The organism is Roseimaritima multifibrata (assembly GCF_007741495.1).
Taxonomy (GTDB): domain Bacteria; phylum Planctomycetota; class Planctomycetia; order Pirellulales; family Pirellulaceae; genus Roseimaritima; species Roseimaritima multifibrata.
In genome coordinates this window covers 5745516-5758927 of sequence record NZ_CP036262.1, presented here as the reverse complement: position 1 = coordinate 5758927, position 13412 = coordinate 5745516, and the positions used below count along the sequence as shown (strand labels likewise).

10 protein-coding genes are annotated in these 13412 nt (G+C 55.3%); 3 read left to right on the top strand and 7 right to left on the bottom strand.

The features are described from left to right. Positions 1-26: 26 nt before the first annotated feature. The 4 genes from FF011L_RS20960 to FF011L_RS20945 form a co-directional block, all read right to left on the bottom strand. Positions 27-1106 (bottom strand): Gfo/Idh/MocA family protein, encoded by a 1080-nt coding sequence (locus FF011L_RS20960; RefSeq protein ID WP_145353940.1) that lies wholly within the window; start codon positions 1104-1106, stop codon positions 27-29. Positions 1107-1184: 78 nt separating this feature from the next. Continuing rightward, positions 1185-2117, bottom strand: a complete 933-nt coding sequence (locus FF011L_RS20955; protein WP_145353939.1) for a sugar phosphate isomerase/epimerase family protein — start codon at positions 2115-2117, stop codon at positions 1185-1187. Positions 2118-2213: 96 nt separating this feature from the next. Beyond that, complete coding sequence (locus FF011L_RS20950) at positions 2214-4274, bottom strand: TolC family protein (protein WP_145353938.1); 2061 nt, start codon at positions 4272-4274, stop codon at positions 2214-2216. A 274-nt stretch (positions 4275-4548) separates the two neighbouring features. Continuing rightward, positions 4549-5082 (bottom strand): DUF6580 family putative transport protein, encoded by a 534-nt coding sequence (locus FF011L_RS20945; RefSeq protein WP_145353937.1) that lies wholly within the window; start codon positions 5080-5082, stop codon positions 4549-4551. A gap of 224 nt (positions 5083-5306) precedes the next feature. On the opposite strand from FF011L_RS20945, the gene FF011L_RS20940 reads away from it, so the two are divergent. Continuing rightward, positions 5307-6632, top strand: a complete 1326-nt coding sequence (locus tag FF011L_RS20940) for a Gfo/Idh/MocA family protein (RefSeq protein ID WP_145353936.1) — start codon at positions 5307-5309, stop codon at positions 6630-6632. Between the two features lie 56 nt (positions 6633-6688). Beyond that, complete coding sequence (locus FF011L_RS20935; protein ID WP_391560889.1) at positions 6689-7708, top strand: Gfo/Idh/MocA family protein; 1020 nt, start codon at positions 6689-6691, stop codon at positions 7706-7708. A 117-nt stretch (positions 7709-7825) separates the two neighbouring features. Here FF011L_RS20935 and FF011L_RS20930 read toward each other — a convergent pair whose 3' ends face one another. Both FF011L_RS20930 and FF011L_RS20925 read right to left on the bottom strand, forming a co-directional pair. Beyond that, positions 7826-8368: a carboxypeptidase-like regulatory domain-containing protein gene (locus tag FF011L_RS20930; protein ID WP_145353935.1), complete on the bottom strand. Its 543-nt coding sequence runs from the start codon at positions 8366-8368 to the stop codon at positions 7826-7828. Positions 8369-8920: 552 nt separating this feature from the next. Then, the gene (locus FF011L_RS20925) at positions 8921-9136 is read right to left on the bottom strand and encodes a hypothetical protein (RefSeq protein ID WP_246109550.1); all 216 of its coding nucleotides are present in this window, start codon (positions 9134-9136) and stop codon (positions 8921-8923) included. Positions 9137-9309: 173 nt separating this feature from the next. On the opposite strand from FF011L_RS20925, the gene FF011L_RS20920 reads away from it, so the two are divergent. Further along, positions 9310-11739: a DUF3516 domain-containing protein gene (locus tag FF011L_RS20920; RefSeq protein WP_315851716.1), complete on the top strand. Its 2430-nt coding sequence runs from the start codon at positions 9310-9312 to the stop codon at positions 11737-11739. Positions 11740-11941: 202 nt separating this feature from the next. Here the strand turns inward: FF011L_RS20920 and FF011L_RS20915 are convergent, their stop codons facing one another. Next, positions 11942-13234: a hypothetical protein gene (locus tag FF011L_RS20915; RefSeq protein WP_246109549.1), complete on the bottom strand. Its 1293-nt coding sequence runs from the start codon at positions 13232-13234 to the stop codon at positions 11942-11944. Positions 13235-13412: the final 178 nt, after the last annotated feature.

The following is a 13412-nucleotide window of genomic DNA, read 5'->3' as shown; positions in this document are numbered from 1 at the left end:
AGGGGCTGGCTTGCCGTTCGGTGGGATCAGTTAATGGGCATTCCGCTGGCGAGAAGCACTGCTTCGTGGACGGCCAGGTCGTGTTTTGAATCCCATGCGAGTTCCTTTTCGCCACGGGCGATTTTCGCCAAGTCACGAAATTCGTCGTCGTATCGTCCGGTCGTTTTTCGCACGGGAACGTTTTGGAATCCCTTTTTGAACGGACCATGCGGCTGCGTCAGGCCTAAGCGGACCTTGCCCGGTTCAAGGGGCTGGATCTGAAAGAGCCCTGCTTCGCCAGCCACTTCAAAGGCTCGCCTTGGCCCACCGAAAGGATCGATGTGGTTACAGCGAATGGTGGCAACAAGGTTGGGGTAATGAAACGTTGCCAATTGATTGTCGGCAAACGTGTCTTTTTCTGGATGGCTGCGGAACGCATACGGCGTGACTTGGTCCGGTTTGCCTAGCACGGTGACCATTGCGTCGATCAGGTGGCATGCCAATTCAAACATGCCCCCTCCAGGAAAGGCGGCAAGTTGTTTGCGCGTCGCATCGTTCGCGTATTTTCCCATCGTCCCAGACAGTTCGGTCAGGTTGCCAAGCCAGCCATCACGAATGACTTGGAAAAGCAATTCAAATGCAGGGTTGTACCGCAGCATGTACCCCATTTGCACGGTCTTGCCCTGACGGGTTGCTTCGTCGTGCAGTGCATGGCATTCGGTCATCGTTGTGCCGGCAGGTTTGTCGACATGAACGTGCATGCCCGCTTTCAGGCACTGAATGGCCGTTGGTGTCAGTTGCTCGATCTCGGTTTCAACCGCAACTGCCGCTAGCCCTGGAGTATTAAGGAGTTGATCCTGTTCTAGGAAAGTCAGTCCTTGGTATGCGGCGGCACTTTCAGCTTTTTTACGACGTTCCTTATCCGGTTCGACAATCCCAACGACTTCAAAAATCTCCGGTAGGCTGCGGATCGCAGACATTTTTCCAGAGGCATGGGCGTGGGCGGTGCCGATTTGCCCGATTTTGATTCGTTTGGACTGAGCGGCTCCGGCAACGTGTGGGAACGCGACTGCGGAGGATGCCAAGAGAATAGAATCGGTAATGAATTGACGTCGTTTGGCGACCATGGTGGGGCTTCTAAGAGTAACGATTCAAGTGGGGTGGTTCGCTTGGGTGAACCGACAAATTGTACTCCCTGCGGGATCTTAAGCGGGAGTTTGCAAGGCCAATTTCATCTGCTTGTAGGCGGCTTCCGTTTCCTCAAATGCGTCCCCATTTTCTTCGTACTCCAAAGCAACGTAACCGGAGTATTTTCCGTCTCGAAGGATTTGGGCAAACCGAGCGAAATCGGCTGGTTCCTTTTTGCCTGCTTCGTTACGGATCGCTACTTTCCACTGCACGTGGACGGCTCGCTCTACGCAGGCGGCCAGTTGTTTGTATGGATTGGTTGGAAAGTTCCCTGTATCCAAGTTGATACCGACCCAATCGCTGTCGACTTCGTCGAGGAAGCGGAGCAACGTTTCCGCGGTGATGCCACCGTGGTTTTCGATTCCGATCATCACACCCCGGTCCGCGGCAAGTTTGGCACAGCGGCGGACGGAATCGACGCTTCGCTGGAACCGTACAGGGTCCGCAAGGGTGGCCGCTTTGCCGGCAAAGAAGCGGATGTGAGAGGCGCCTAGAAGGGCCGCGCGGTCGATCCAACGCTCGGCATCGACGATGTCTTTTTCCAGTTCGGCGCCCGTCCGTTCGTCAAACCGATTTCCGATCGACGTGCCGCAGATCGCGACTCCACTACGAAAGGCATGGCGTTTCAGATCCAGCAGTTCTGAATCGCTCACGTCGGGAGCGAAGAAGTAGGATGTCAATTCGGCAGCTGCATCCTGTTCCGCACAGAAATCAATAAACCCGAACATGTCGATGGCGGGCGATTTTGGCTTTTGCTTTTTGCCTCGTGACCAGCTGAAATGTTGCCTCAGTGAGTAGGCTGCGATCGCTGGGCGGGCCAGGTATCGTGAAGCATACGCGGGTTTGGCATTCGCCTGGCTCGCCGTTTCTTGACCCTGTACGGATTGTTGAGCAAGGACGGTCGAGGCCGCCGCGATGGCGAGAAATTGTCGTCGGTTAGCAGGTAGCATGGGGCGAACAAGAGCTGGAGTATTAACAAAGCTGGGCCATCCTCCTAGCGGATGACCCAGTGGAATATACAGCTCATTGTACTTGCTGCGTTGCCGTTAAGGTTGAGGAGCGATCGGCGAAGTGAATTCGATGCTCCCACCTTGGTTTCCGGCGGGTCCGGTGGTCGCAGGGACGTCGGAAGCCGGAGCGATTCGGACTGGGTTATCCAGTGGATTCTGGGGGTCCTCATCGATTAGCTGCGAATCCTGGAACGGCAGCGAACTGCCGACCACTGGAGAGGTCACGCCGGGAGCCGTTGGGTCAAACGGCCCAGCACTGACTAGCGGAGTCGTGCGGACGGCACCTGGGTTTTTGCGAGGGGTAAAGAACCGCCCACCTTCGTACGCATCATTCATGGCACCCGCAGCCCAAGGGCCTTCGTTTAGCATGACCTGGTTGTAGGCAAGCAAGGTTCCCTTCTGGAGATGGATATCACGGATTGCCAAGTTGTAGTCGGTCAGCGATCGATAGAATTCAACTTCGCTGGCGACCACCTGACGTTGGGCCTGCAGGTAGATAAAGATCTCGTCTTTACCACCCTCTTTCCGAGCACGCAGGGTTTCAACCTGACGTAAATCGGCTTGCCATCGTTGGTAGTTTGTGTCCAACAAAGTGTGAGCTCGTTCCAGTTCTCTGGTGGCATTGGAAAGGTCGTGACTGATGCGAAGTTCGGCTTCTTGCAGCAAGCTCCGTTCCCGAGCAACGTTCAGGCGAGCGTGTGCGACGGCCGTGCTTGCGGCACGCAGGCCAACTGGGAAACTAAGTTCCAGTCCAGCTTGCCATTCTTGGTAGTCGCCGCCAGTGATCGATCCGTATAGGTTGTCTAGTGGATCGACATCCGCATCCCCGATCAGATGGTCGCCAAGTCCACGCCAGCGATACTGTCCGAGGAAGTCTAGGCGAGGCCGACGGTTTAGACGGGAAGCAATCAGTTCAAGTTCGCGACGTTTTACGTTCCACTTCTGGCGACGAATTTCGACGCGCCGAGTCAATGCTTGGTCGAGTGCACTGTTCCAGTCGAAGACGATCTTCGTGTTGATCGGTTCGGTCGTTGGTTTCAGCAGCAAACCATCGGACGCTGGCATCCCCAGTAGGTAACGGAGTCGTTGCTCGGTGGCGTAGACGCCCAGTTCTCCTGCCAACGCGTTTTGCACCTGAGCTTGGAACTGGAAGAATTGTGATTCGGCTTGAGCCACTTGGTCGAGCGTATTGTTGCCAGCTTTTAGGTTCGCTTCTTCATATTGGAAGTTCTGCAACGCCGATTCACGACCTCGCAGGTTTGCTTCCAGAAAGCGGTAGGACTGTTGCAGGTTCCAGTAGCTGGTTTCCACATCGGAGACCAGCGTAATGATGGCCGCTTCGAAATCCGCCAACGATACGTCTTCGTTGATCCGTGCGATCAAGACGCCGTTGTACTGGCCAATCTGCGAATTAGGGCCGGCGATTTGATTGAACTGGGTTCCTGCCCCCTGCATCATCGGTTGACGCCATTCGGCTTCTAGGAAGCCGACGAAGTCACTGGGGTATTCACGGAAAGGCCGGTTCGTACGGTTGTAGTTAACGACATGTCGCATCGCAAACTGACTGCCTTGGGCGGTCTGTTTGACGAGTTCATTATTGAACGTCGCGCCTGTCGCTTGGACGGCCGTCGGGTTGAACGCAGCCCCTAGGCCCCCTTGCTCGACGTTGGATGGTTGGTCGATTTTTTCCCAGTACAGTTGCCCGTTGTACTGCGCGTCAAATTCCGAAAGTGCGGCTTCAACGCCGCCAAGTGGATTGGCGTGAGCCAAGCCTGGGTCGTAGACGGTCGTCTGCGAAGCCGGGGCCGTGACGATCGCTCCGCCAAGATTGCGAATGGTCGTGTCAGTACCAACCGCCATCCGGATCGCTTCTTCAAGTGTCAGATTGCGGGTGGGCAATTTCGATGGATCTTCGAATGCCAGCGGTTGCGATGTGCCAAGCGCCTGGGGTGGAGGATCATTGGTGCACGCCGATACCTGAGGGTATTCGATCGATAATCCCACGGAATCATGGTAGGACGCCGTCGTATCATGAGGCCCCGGCGGAATCTTTTGTGCGATTCCACAACCGCTATGGACAACTGTTGTTGCCAGCATGACGAAGGTGCACCACCGTGCCGAACGTAGCTTCCTCACAGGACAAACTCTTACGCAGGAGAATCGAAGTTGGGCAACCGCGAAATAGCAGAAGCCGTACAAGCGATATCGGCGTTAGAGGACGCGAAACTAGACCCAGCGTCAGGAACTGTTTCGAAGGAAAAGGGCTGAAAGAGAACCTAACCGTCAAAGTCCACACGACTTTGACGGTTATGACTGTTGCACTACCCCGCACTGTAGAGGGTGGCAGCGTCGTGACCGTTGTAACGGTCGTTTAGCTGGCCAGCGAACGCATGCCCCAGTAGCGCTGAGGCATCTTCATACGGACTAGCGCGAAGGCTCCGAACAGAGCGCCTGAATAGATCAGGTCTCCCATGACGGTATAGCGGAAGAAAGGGACCGCGGCGGTGTAACAGGCAACCAATCCCTCCCAGCTGGGAGGATACATCCCACTAGCCCAGACACCCAGATTGCTGCAGAGGAAGAAGACGACCGAACTGGCCAGTGCCGCCATCCCAATTCGAAGCGGGGTTTGGCGGTCGCGGAGCAATCGTCCCAGCATCGCTGCGACGGCAAAGCCTGCATACACGCCGACCATTGCGACGGGTGAGTAGAATCCCATGCCGTCGATTTTGAACACATGGCCGATGATATCGCTGATCAGCAAGGCCATCAAAGGGAAGATGGGGGCGTAACGACCACGCAGATAACACCCCGCAAACAGCCCCAAAGCCCCGATACAAGCAAAGTTCGGGGGGTGCGGTAAAAGGCGAGAAACAACGGCCAAAACGATCAGAACGTGGAACATATTTCGTTAAACGGAAGGAGGGACGCGATACGTCCCTGGATAACGGGACAAAGGACAACCTCCTACAGGCTAATGGTTTCCTGCCAGAGGGGAAAGACCCGAATTTGGACGACAATTTCTTTGCGGGTTTCGACCGATTTCTTTCCTGTGAAGCGCTGAATTGCCTGCGGAGCAAGGCTATAATACGGCTCCTCACCTATCCTACCTTTTTAGGGAATTTTTAAATGGAACCGAACCACGAATTGCTTCAGCAAAACCGGGCGCACGACCGGCGACTTTTTCTTCAGGCTGGCCTGGTTTCGGCGGGGGGAGCCGCGATGGCAAGTCGGTCCCTAGCTGCAGCGGAACCCGCGAAAGCTTCGCCCAATAATGTAATTCGTGTCGGGATCATGGGAGTCAACGGCCGTGGCCGTGCACTGGCCAAAGGTTTTTCGGCCAATAAAGGGGCTGAAGTCGCAATGATTTGCGATGTCGATACCCGGGCCCTGGAGAAGTGTTCCAAGATGTTGGTGGACGCGGGCCACCCGGCTCCCGAGCAGACGGACGATGTTCGCCGCATTCTAGATGACCCCTCCATCGACGCACTTGTCGTCGCAACCCCCAATCACTGGCATGCCCCTGCCACCATTTTGGGATGCTCCGCTGGCAAACACGTATATGTTGAAAAACCGTGCAGCTACACGCCTCAGGAAGGTGAATGGGCTGTCGAGGCCGCTGAAAAGAATAAGCGGATCGTGCAGATGGGCAGCCAACGGCGTAGCTGGCCTGGGATCCAGGAAGCGATCCAGTTGATCCATGACGGCGAGATTGGAAAAGTTCACTATGTCCGCAACTGGTACAACAATCGCCGCGCATCGATTGGCTATGGAAAAAACACGGACGTTCCCTCCTGGTTGAATTGGGATCGCTGGCAAGGACCCGCTCCGCGACGTGACTTCAGCGACAACCTTGTCCATTACAACTGGCATTGGCACTGGCACTGGGGTAACGGCGAACTAGGCAACAACGGTATCCACGCTTTGGATGTTGCCCGCTGGGGTGCTGAGGTTGAATTCCCGAATCGTGTGACCGCCGGTGGTGGTAAATACCGTCACGATGACGATCAAGAGACTCCCGACACGATGATGGTCACCTATGACTTCCCCGAAGGTAAGACGTTGACCTGGGAAGGATTGAGCTGGTCTCCGCTGGGACCGCACGATTCGCGTTTCGGACTCAGTTTCCACGGAACGGAAGGATCGATTGTCATCCGGGATGGTGGCTACACTCGCTATGACATGATGAGCAAAAAGATCGGTGAAGGAAACGGACCTGGGGGAGATACGACCCACGTCGAAGATTTCCTTGATTCCATCCGAAATAACCGGCCTTCCAATGCCAACATTGTGGAAGCCCATCGCAGTACTTTGTTGTGCCATTTAGGAAACATCGCCTACCGCACCAACAGTGTGTTGGCGATCGATCCAAGCAACGGCCACATTCAAGACAACCCTGCCGCCGCAGCAATGTGGACTCGGGAATACGAATCGGGCTGGGAACCTAAGGTCTAGGCTTCTTCGTTTTTGGTTTTTATTGACTCTCTTGATTTGGCTCCATGGTTTTTCAAATGTATATGCGCACCTTTTTGCGATCGTTTTCGGTCGTTTGCCTGCTGGTTACCGTAGCGGTTGCTCAGGTTTCCGCCGAGGAAGCACCAATGCTTAAAATTGGAATTATTGGTTTGGACACTTCGCATTCGCCAGCGTTTGCAAAGGGTTTCAACGCAGTACCCGCAGACCCGGAAATGCAGAACTGCCGAGTGGTGGCTGCTTATCCCTACGGTAGCAAGACGATCGAATCCAGTTCATCACGGATTCCTGGCTATACCAAGCAGTTTGAAGAGATGGGGATCGAGATCGTCGATTCGGTCGCCGATTTGATTTCGAAGGTCGACTGTGTCTTGCTGGAAACCAACGATGGACAAGTTCATCTGGAGCAAGCCGAGCAAGTGATCAAAGCGGGTAAGCCTTTGTTTATCGACAAACCTGTCGCTGCGGACCTGCCCGATGTGTTGACGATTTTTGCGTTGGCCAAAGAGCATGACGTTCCAATGTTCTCAAGCTCTTCGCTACGTTACATCGACGGGGCTCAGGCCGTTCGAAATGGCGATGCCGGAAAAGTTCTCTCCTGTGACACCTACAGCCCCTGCAAGACCGAGCCAAGTCACTCGGATTTGTATTGGTACGGGATCCATGGGGTCGAAGCGTTGTACACCTGCATGGGAACCGGCTGCGAGACCGTCACTCGGACCTCGACCGATGACTTCGATATGGTGGTTGGCAAATGGGACGAAGGCCGCATCGGTACGTTCCGCGGGCTTCGAGCTGGCAAAAATGGTTACGGTGGAACCGCGTTCACTTCGGAAAAAATCGTTCCGATCGGTTCTTACCAAGGCTATCGCCCATTGCTTGTCGAAATCGCTAAGTTCTTCCGCACCGGGGAATCGCCCGTGCCAGAAGCCGAGACGATTGAACTGTATGCGTTCATGAAGGCTGCTGAAGAGAGCAAGCGTCAAGGAGGCAAACCGGTCGCGATCGCTACCGTGATGAAGCAAGCTAAAGAAGCAGCGGCTGCCGCGAAGAAATAACGCTGTGAAGAAATAAAGCCGCGTGCGTTTTCGTATGCGAAGCAAAAAAGAAAGGATGGACCTTCCGGTCCATCCTTTTTTATTGATAGAGATATCGTCGATCGCTTGGGGATCGATTCAGCTGGCGTCGTCGTCGTCGTCATCCAACGCCAATGGAATCGCAATCGCGGCGGCGATTAGCAGGGCGATTAGGATCGGATTGGTCAACGCGTTCAGCAGTGGGTTGGGGCCGCCACCGCGAGCAACTTCGGGGTCGACCTGGTGAATGATCCCAGCCTTGGCATTCTTCGGAGCGTTTTCTGCACTCCAGACTCGGTAGACCGCGGCACTGCCGTGTGAAATGACTTGGTAGACACCTGGTTCGACGTTGGCCAGTTGCCAGCGTCCTTCGCTGTCGGTGCGCAGTTCTTTGATCAGTTTGCCTTTCTGGCCGATCACAACCGGAGCGTCTTCAACGCCGTTACCCGCTTTGTCGACCAACGCACCACGCAGGGCTTCCTCTTTCAGTTGAACGTCTTGAACCGTTCGTTCGATGGGGATGGAATTACCGGCCGTTGTGGTCGGGCTGGTCACTGCGTCTTGGGCCAAACCGACAGGAGTTGTCAGGCTGATGCTCATCCAGGCAACCAGGCCAAAGTGTAAAAATTTGGGAAGTTTCATCTCTCTCGTCACGAAAGGAGGGGCGATTTTTCACATTCGTCTCAGGATCCGAGGGACAAATGTATTCGTAGACTTGCCTACTACCAGAAATGCGAGAATGCGGAAAAGGCCAATTTGGGGGAGAGTGAATGAGCGGTCGCTTTTCGTTCCCCCCTCAGCGATTGCCAGAAAGCCTTTATGGCAAAGAAAAACCCACCGACCGGGAACAAGGTGGTCCCGGCCGATGGGCTGTTTTACTCGCGGAACGATCGGAGATGTTCGCGAGAGTGGGGGTGGCTGCCGCAGGGTGCAGCCCGCCGACTGTTTACTACGGGTTTTCACCACCCCGTTGGCAAGTACAGCAATATTCCACTTGAACACCTCCTTTCAAAGCATGACGACGAGAACCGTTGGTCAGGTGCCAACCAGAACAACCAAAAGTCTCGTTCTGAAATGTTTGTCGCAACGCGTCATCGCGACCCGATACTTACTAGCATTTGCACTGACCACCTCGGCGGCAAGTGTTTGCTGGCTTATTTCTAGACATTTTTTGCGATCCGAGGTTCGCCCGTTTTATTCGGTTTCTCGTTCGTACATCACAATGATCAGGATATCGGCTGACGAAAAGGAGCTCATCGGCCCCGCTCCTGCCCCGGCCGCCGAGGCGATATTGCCGGTGATCGAGAGAACCTTGACCTTGTTTTTGTGGATCCAGCGATTGATCGTTTTCTCCATCTCGGGCAGTTCGCTTTCGATGGTTTTGAATAACTTGACCTGTTGGATCACCATGGGTTGTCTCGCCTAAAAGGTTTGCGTTCTATACTCGGGGACGATAAGAAAACGATCGAAGCAATTGTACTATTTCAGCAGGATAGAGCCTCGTGTCTGACGCCCCTAAAAATTCATCGTCTAAAGTTTCGGGTTCTGAATCCGAAAAGTCTTCTGGACCTAGTCGCGACGAAATCGCCGCCGATTACTTTCAGACCTTGGCGTTCGAGCCCTACCCTGTCCAGGAGGAGGCCTTGTTGGCCTATTTTACCAATCCAGAGGGCGTCCTGGTGTGTGCGCCCACAGGAACGGGCAAGACGCTGATCGCGGAGGCGGCCGTTTACGAGGCACTGCGTAGCGGCACACGAATGTACTACACAACGCCGCTGATTGCGTTGACCGACCAGAAGTTAGACGAACTGCGTGAATCGGCCGTCCGCTGGGGGTTTTCGGCGGACGATGTTGGGTTGGTGACCGGGAACCGGCAAGTGAATCCCGACGCGCCTGTCTTGGTTGTTGTCGCGGAAATCCTGTTGAACCGCTTGTTGAATCACGAGAGTTTCGATTTCGATCAAGTCTCTGCGGTGGTGATGGATGAATTTCACTCGTTTAACGATAACGAGCGCGGCGTCGTCTGGGAACTTTCCCTGGCACTCCTCCCAAAACATGTGCGGCTGCTGCTGCTAAGTGCAACGGTCGGAAACTCGTTTGAATTTACCCAGTGGCTGTCCCGCGCCCACCAGCGACGGATTCAGTTGGTCGAAGGAACCGAGCGAAAGGTCCCGCTGCAGTTCGAGTGGGTCGACGACCAAATCTTGGCTGATTTCTCCGAGAAAATTGCTGCAGGCAGCGACGAGGAGCGGCGGACGCCAGGGCTGGTCTTCTGTTTCAATCGAGCCCAGTGCTGGACGGTTGCAGAGATGTTGAAAGGGAAAAAGCTGATCGATAAGGCTCGCCAAGCCGAACTGGCCGATGTGCTTAACGCGGAGGATATGTCCGAGGGAGCTGGCCCCAAACTGAAGGCGATCTTGATGCGCGGCGTGGGCGTTCACCACGCCGGAATTCTTCCCCGCTATCGACGCCTGGTGGAATCACTGTTTCAGCGGAAATTGATCAGTCTGTGCACCTGCACCGAAACCCTTGCGGCAGGAATCAACCTGCCAGCAAGAAGCGTGATTCTGCCCAGTTTGCTGAAAGGCCCTCGAGACAAAAAGAAGGTTGTTGAAGCGGCCACCGCTCATCAGATCTTCGGACGCGCAGGACGCCCGCAGTTCGACAAACAGGGATTCGTCTATGTGTTGGCGCATGAAGATGATGTCAAAATTAATAAGTGGCGTGTCCAATTCGAACAGATCCCAGAGGACACCAAGGATCCTGGGCTGCTGAAGATGAAAAAGCAGCTAAAGAAAAAAATGCCCAAGCGGCGAAGCGGTGAAGCCTACTGGACGGAACAGCAATTCGAACAACTGCGCGAAGCCCCCTCGGCCAAGCTGGCCAGTCGCGGTCGACTGCCATGGCGATTGTTGGCCTACATGCTGGAGAAATCTCCAGACGTTCAATTGCTGCGAGATTTGGTCGGACGACGATTGCTGCAGCCGAAGCAGATGGAAGAATCGCAGCGTGAGCTGAACCGGATGTTGATCACGATGTGGAAGGCGGGGTATGTCCAGTTGGATACCAAACCGCGGATCGCCTCGGGGCCGCCGCCGAAACCCAAGGCCAAAACCAACGCCGAAAAAGGAATCGAACTTTTTCAGGCCGAGCAGCCTGCGGGGCTGTTTGGTCATTTGTTGGCAGACAAAAAACCGGATACTCCGGAAAAAGAACCCGAACCGCTGACGCCTGCAGAGGAAGCGGAAGCCCTTGCCAACCGCGGTTACGAACTGGACGATTATCGCCCCGAATTCGCGAAGCCAACGTCACGCTTGCCACTTCTGGTTCAGCTCCGCAGTATTCATCCACTGTATGGCGTCTATCTGGCAGACCAGCTGGCAATCGCTGATCAGAACGAACGGATTATGGCACTGGAGAGCGTGCTGGACGTGCCCGGTACGGTTGCCCGGTTAGTGCGTGTCCCCAGTTACGATCGATTGCCCGCAGGCCCCTTGGCGACAACCCGTTTGGATCCATTGCTGTTGCAGATGGGGCTGGCGACGGCAGAAGAACTGGGGGCCAAATCGGATGAAGAGGAAGAAGTCGAGAACCGCGGCTTTGGACGGGTGATGTTTGAAGAGCGAGTTTGGCCGTTGACGTTGGGGGAGAAAATCCAGCGATTGTTCCGTAACGAATACCCGAGCGTTAACGATTTTCGGATCCGCCCCGTATGGATCGTCGGCGAATTGTTAGAGTTCGGCGGTGATTTCAATAAATACATCACCAGCCATAAACTGCAGAAAGAAGAAGGGATCCTCTTTCGACATCTGCTGCGGATGATTTTGCTGTTGGATGAAATGGCAAACATCCCGCCCAATGAGACGACGCCGGAAGAATGGGAAGATCCATTGGATGCCCTCGCCGATCAACTGACCGAAACCTGCCGGGCCGTCGACGCCGAAAGCACCGATGAAATCCTAGAGAATGCCGTCGGGGGCGATGATTTGTCACTACCGGGACGAAGGAAGTAACGCAAGAAACGTCACTTTCTTGTACGATGTGACACGATGCCAAGGCACGGCATAGCGATAGCCGCCAGCCTTGCGACGTGGTGATTGGGGAACAAAAAACCGGCGGCAAGTCTCTTGCTATTCGCAAATCAGACTCACCGCCGGTTCGTGTTAGATCCTCGGAGCGAAAGGGGAAGCTCCGATGTCGGACGGGATCGTTGGGCTAGTAACGCCGCATGTTGCCGGTGTTTGAACGTGGCAGTTCAGCTACCTGTGGCGTCCGCACCATGTTGTTGGAAACGTTGCCGCGATAGTGGACAAACAGTAAAGCGTCGGCCCGGCCGGCGGTTTCTCCTGTCAGCATTTCTAGGTTTAGCAGCGGGATCGAAGACTGCCCGCGGTCGGGGCTGGCGACAACGCCGCAGGATAGCAGCAGAACCATGTCCGTCGGCCAGCGGAAGCGTTCGTGCAGACGCCAGCTGACGACTTGAGGAACTTCGATCTGGGCGCGGTGGGTTTGCCCGCTGGGCAGTGGCAAGTCCATTTGTACGGGAATCAGTTTGTCGACTTGGTCGATATCGGCTTGGATAACGCAGTCGAGGGCCAGTCCGTCTTTGCTAAGCAGAGGGCTTAGTTCCAGGCGATAGCCTTCTTGGACTTCGCCCATTTCCGGTTCATACGGCGGCCAAGCTTGTGGGTTTCCGGCGGGGCGAATGTTGCGGACAAAGTTGCGACCGCGAGTACTGGCAAGTTTCTCGGTCTGACCGTTGTAGGTGACGATGTCCACCGACTGGACTTCACGCGTGTCCGTTCTTTGCCGCAGCATTGAAATAACCATCGCGGCATTTTCTTTAGTCAGCAACCAGGCTTGAACGCCCGGAGTTTGAACCGTGACGTGCTGCATCATTGGATGCATGCGTGACCGCCAGTTTGGGTTGCCAACCGTCATCACGCGGAGGCTCATTACCTGAGGGTCGGTCGATCCGGCGATGAAGCGATCCACGACTCCCGAGACGACTCCGTGCATTTCGGGCGTGTGGTAGACCGACATCCGGTCGCGATTCGCATTCATGAATCCGAAGGGTTCGCCAAACCAGACATCCGTCCCGGTTTCTCGGACGACCCAGTCGATGATCGCCTGTTCGGGGCGGTCGTGTTTTGTCAGGTAGCCTGTGTAGGGGCGCAGGTCGTACTGCCGGAACTCTTGTCCCGATTCTTGCGGCAGTTTTCCTCCGGCACCGGGCGCGGCACCAGACGCACCAGACGCACCGGGCGCACCAGACGCGGCGGTTGCGGCGTTGTTGCGAGGGGGAGCCGCAGGCGCACCGGTCGTTGGAACCGCTCGCAGGCTGGGCGGCGTTTCACCACCTTGCCCCGCGGTGGACGGTTGAGCCGCAGCCTGGTCGGCGGGAGGCATGCCGATCCCCTGGCCATCGACGGCCACGGAGAGACCCAGGCAGGCAACCAAGAAGGTAAGCGAGCGGACCGAGAGGTACCAATTTGAACGCAGTCGCATCGATTCTTTCCTTAGCTTTGGCCGAAAGACTGAGATGAGTACCAGCCGAGTGTGGCTGGGAGCGCGACTATAGGAGGAATTCATGACAGGTTCCAAGACCGATCAGCAGCGATCTTTAACTTTTTACTTTCTTTTCTCCTGAAATATCGCTATAAGAGACGGGGGGCTTGGTTCCTTC

Coding starts and splice junctions, on each gene's coding strand:
- FF011L_RS20955 (WP_145353939.1), bottom strand. CDS start 2,117: ATGCTACCTGCTAACCGACGACAATTTCTCGCCATCGCGGCGGCCTCG.
- FF011L_RS20950 (WP_145353938.1), bottom strand. CDS start 4,274: ATGCTGGCAACAACAGTTGTCCATAGCGGTTGTGGAATCGCACAAAAG.
- FF011L_RS20960 (WP_145353940.1), bottom strand. CDS start 1,106: ATGGTCGCCAAACGACGTCAATTCATTACCGATTCTATTCTCTTGGCA.
- FF011L_RS20925 (WP_246109550.1), bottom strand. CDS start 9,136: ATGGTGATCCAACAGGTCAAGTTATTCAAAACCATCGAAAGCGAACTG.
- FF011L_RS20930 (WP_145353935.1), bottom strand. CDS start 8,368: ATGAAACTTCCCAAATTTTTACACTTTGGCCTGGTTGCCTGGATGAGC.
- FF011L_RS20940 (WP_145353936.1), top strand. CDS start 5,307: ATGGAACCGAACCACGAATTGCTTCAGCAAAACCGGGCGCACGACCGG.
- FF011L_RS20935 (WP_391560889.1), top strand. CDS start 6,689: ATGTATATGCGCACCTTTTTGCGATCGTTTTCGGTCGTTTGCCTGCTG.
- FF011L_RS20945 (WP_145353937.1), bottom strand. CDS start 5,082: ATGTTCCACGTTCTGATCGTTTTGGCCGTTGTTTCTCGCCTTTTACCG.
- FF011L_RS20915 (WP_246109549.1), bottom strand. CDS start 13,234: ATGCGACTGCGTTCAAATTGGTACCTCTCGGTCCGCTCGCTTACCTTC.